This is a genomic window from Micrococcus sp. LASM2_SD2, from assembly GCF_057364565.1.
The window spans coordinates 1-3666 of record NZ_JBNFOB010000227.1; the positions used below are offsets into that span (position 1 = coordinate 1).

3 protein-coding genes and 1 pseudogene are annotated in these 3666 nt (G+C 69.7%); 1 reads left to right on the forward strand and 3 read right to left on the reverse strand.

Going from position 1 to position 3666, the window contains the following annotated elements:
* Positions 1 to 128: 128 nt before the first annotated feature.
* Positions 129 to 1550: a class II fumarate hydratase gene (locus tag AC2W7A_RS10410; RefSeq protein ID WP_485991292.1), complete on the forward strand. Its 1422-nt coding sequence runs from the start codon at positions 129 to 131 to the stop codon at positions 1548 to 1550.
* A gap of 516 nt (positions 1551 to 2066) precedes the next feature.
* On the opposite strand, the gene AC2W7A_RS10415 is transcribed toward AC2W7A_RS10410, so the two are convergent.
* The 3 genes and pseudogenes from AC2W7A_RS10415 to AC2W7A_RS10425 form a co-directional block, all read right to left on the reverse strand.
* Positions 2067 to 2201: a hypothetical protein gene (locus AC2W7A_RS10415; RefSeq protein ID WP_485991294.1), complete on the reverse strand. Its 135-nt coding sequence runs from the start codon at positions 2199 to 2201 to the stop codon at positions 2067 to 2069.
* A gap of 88 nt (positions 2202 to 2289) precedes the next feature.
* Positions 2290 to 2769 (reverse strand): annotated as a pseudogene (locus AC2W7A_RS10420) (hypothetical protein); the annotation flags it as partial.
* Positions 2770 to 2912: 143 nt separating this feature from the next.
* Positions 2913 to 3666, reverse strand: a 754-nt coding sequence (locus tag AC2W7A_RS10425; protein ID WP_485991293.1) for a PhoH family protein, incomplete at its 5' end; no start/stop codon positions are given.

The window sequence follows — 3666 nt, forward strand, 5'->3', positions numbered from 1 at the left end:
GACGGCGTCCACGCCGCGGGCCCGGCGCAGGCGCCTCGCCCGCCCCCCGAGCCCTGCCCCCACCCTAGCGACGGCAACAGAACGGTCTCACCTCCGCAGCATCGGCCCGTGTCACTAGGATGAGGACCATGAGCGCACAGAACGAGCAGCAGTACCGCATCGAGCACGACACGATGGGCGAGGTGAAGGTCCCGGCGGATGCCCTCTACCGGGCCCAGACCCAGCGTGCCGTGGAGAACTTCCCGATCTCCGGCAAGACCCTGGAGCCGGCCCACATCCACGCCCTGGCCCAGATCAAGAAGGCCGCCGCGAAGGCGAACGCGGAGCTGGGCATCATCTCCCAGGAGCGCGCGGACGCGATCGTGAAGGCCGCCGACGAGGTCATCTCCGGCGCCCACGACGACCACTACCCGATCGACGTCTTCCAGACCGGTTCGGGCACCTCCTCGAACATGAACACCAACGAGGTGCTCGCCACCCTCGCGACCCGGGCCCTGAAGGAGGCCGGCTCCGAGGAGGAGGTCCACCCGAACGACCACGTGAACGCCTCCCAGTCCTCGAACGACGTGTTCCCGACCTCCGTGCACGTCGCCGTGACCGACGCCCTGATCAACGACCTGATCCCGGCGTTCGAGCGCCTGGCCTCCTCCCTCGAGGCGAAGGCCGAGGAGTTCAAGGGCATCGTGAAGTCCGGCCGCACCCACCTCATGGACGCCACCCCGGTGACCCTGGGCCAGGAGTTCGGCGGGTACGCCGCGCAGGTCCGCTACGGCATCGAGCGCGTGCAGTCCTCGCTGCCGCGCGTGGCCGAGGTCCCGCTCGGCGGCACCGCCGTGGGCACGGGCATCAACACCCCGAAGGGCTTCTCGTCCCGCGTGATCGAGCTGCTCGCCGAGGAGACCGGCCTGCCGATCACCGAGGCCCGCGACCACTTCGAGGCCCAGGCGAACCGCGACGGCCTCGTGGAGGCCTCCGGCCAGCTGCGCAACATCGCGTACTCGATCATGAAGATCAACAACGACCTGCGCTGGATGGGCTCCGGCCCGAACACCGGCCTCGGCGAGATCGCCATCCCGGACCTGCAGCCGGGCTCCTCGATCATGCCGGGCAAGGTCAACCCGGTGATCTGCGAGGCCGCGATCATGGTGTGCGCCCAGGTGGTCGGCAACGACACCACCGTGGCCCTGTCCTCCACCAACGGCGCCTTCGAGCTGAACGTCGGCATCCCGGTGATGGCCGCCAACCTGCTCGAGTCCATCCGCCTGCTCGCCAACACCTCCCGCGTGATGGCGGACAAGATGATCGACGGCCTGACCGCCAACGAGGAGCGCTGCACCTTCCTGGCCGGCGCCTCCCCGTCCATCGTCACCCCGTTGAACAAGGTGATCGGCTACGAGGCCGCCGCCAAGATCGCCAAGCACTCCGTGGCCAGCAAGATGACCGTCCGCGAGGCGGTCGTGGACCTCGGCTACGTGGAGCGCGGCGAGGTCACCGAGGAGCAGCTGGACCAGGCCCTCGACACCATGTCCATGACACACCCGGGCGAGTGATCCCGGACGGTGCCTGACGGCACCTGACACACGACGACGGCGCGGCCCCCTGACAAGGGGACCGCGCCGTTCCGTAGTGGAACCTTCCCTGTCCCGACGACGGCCGCGGACGGCTACTCCACAGTCACCCGGACGCAGGGGGGGGGGACGGCCTGCACAGGGGCGGGCCCAGGGCTGTGCAGATTTTCAGCAAACTCATCGAACGGAAAGCTCTGACCTGGGGCTTCTCTGATGAGGAAGATCACCGGTGCACCCACGATCGACGCCGTCGAGACCCGAACACCTCGATCGGCCTGTGGGTAGAGACCACGAACTCGACTTCAGGGACAGTGCGGATCGACAGCGTCACCCAGACCTATGCCTTCAGTCAGCCGATCACCATTCGGCAGTCGCCCACCACGGGTGCGAGCCAGAGCGGTACATACCTGGGGTCCCAGCCACAGTGAAGTGGGCTGACGCGGCGGGTGCCAAGACCACGTCCAAGACGTTCCCCACGACGCAGACCGTCACCTGACCTCAGCGGAGCGAGAACGCCAGCACCACCGCCGCGCCCACGAGCATCGGCGGCCCGAACGGCAGGCCGTCGAGCCGTGCGCGGCGCATCAGCACCATGGCGACGGCCACCAGCCCGCCGAGCAGGATCGCCAGCACACCCGCCGCCACCGTGGCCCGGGCCGAGCACCCCTGTGTAGAGGCCCAGTCCGCCGGCGAGCTTCACGTCCCCCATGCCCAGGCCTCCGCGGGTGAGCAGGTGCAGCACCAGCATGGCCACCAGGTAGCCGAGGCCGCCGAGCATCGCGGTCGCCAAAACGGAGGCGTCACCGGTCAGCGCCGCCACCGCAGCCGCCGTCAGCACTCCCCCGAGGGCCAAGGCACCCGTCCAGCGGTTCGGCAGCCGGTGTTCACGGCAGTCGGCCGCGAACAGCACCACCGCGCAGACCGCGGCCCACACGAGGCCGGCGATCCAGCCAATCTGCGCCACCGTCCCGGCGACGCTCCCCCCTCCTCCGGAGGTCAACTCCCACCCCATGGGGACCACTTTATGAGACGGCCGCAGATCGTCCGGATTCACTCCACAGATCCTGTTGCGCGGTCCACCCGCAGGGGGATAGAGTGACACTTGTTGAACGGGAGGTAACTTTCCGTTCGACCTTGAAAGACCCCATGGCCTCGATCCCGTTTCAAGGGGCCATGGTGGCGGGCTTCCTCGGTCCCACATCCCCCCTCCACGGGGCCGAGCACCCCCGCCCGGGGCCGCTGCTTCGCGCAGCGGCCCCTTTTCATGTCCGGATCATCAGGGCCACAGCCCTTCGCGGCCCGGGGCGGCCGACGGCGTGCTCCGCGCCGTGGCGCCCCGTCCGCTCAGCGGCCGCGCTCCTCCAGCAGCTCCGTCACCAGGGCCGCGATCTCCGAGCGCTCGGAGCGGGTCAGCGTCATGTGCCCGAACAGCCGGTGGCCCTTGAGCGTCTCCACCACGGCCGCGATGCCGTCGTGGCGGCCGACACGCAGGTTGTCCCGCTGAGCCACGTCATGGGTGAGGACCACCTTCGAGTTCCGGCCCATCCGGGAGAGAACCGTGAGCAGCACGTTGCGCTCCAGGGACTGGGCCTCGTCGACCACCACCCACGCGTCGTGCAGGGAGCGGCCGCGGATGTGGGTCAGCGGCAGGACCTCCACGAGGCCGCGGTCCATGACCTCGTCGATCACGTTGTCCGAGACCACCGCGGAGAGCGTGTCATAGACGGCCTGCGCCCACGGATTCATCTTCTCTGCCTCGCTGCCGGGGAGGTAGCCCAGCTCCTGGCCGCCCACCGCGTACAGCGGCCGGAAGACCACCACCTTGCGGTGCTCCCGGCGCTCCATCACGGCCTCCAGACCGGCGCACAGCGCCAGCGCGGACTTGCCGGTGCCCGCCCGGCCTCCCAGGGACACGATGCCCACGGAAGGATCCATCAGCAGGTCGATCGCCAGCCGCTGCTCCGCGGACCGGCCCTGCAGGCCGAAGACCTCGCGGTCGCCCTTGACCAGGTGGGCGCGGCCGCCCTCGCCGACCCGCGCCAGCGCTGAGCGCGCGGGCTGGTGGAGGACCAGGCCGGTGTTCAGCCGGCAGGGCCTC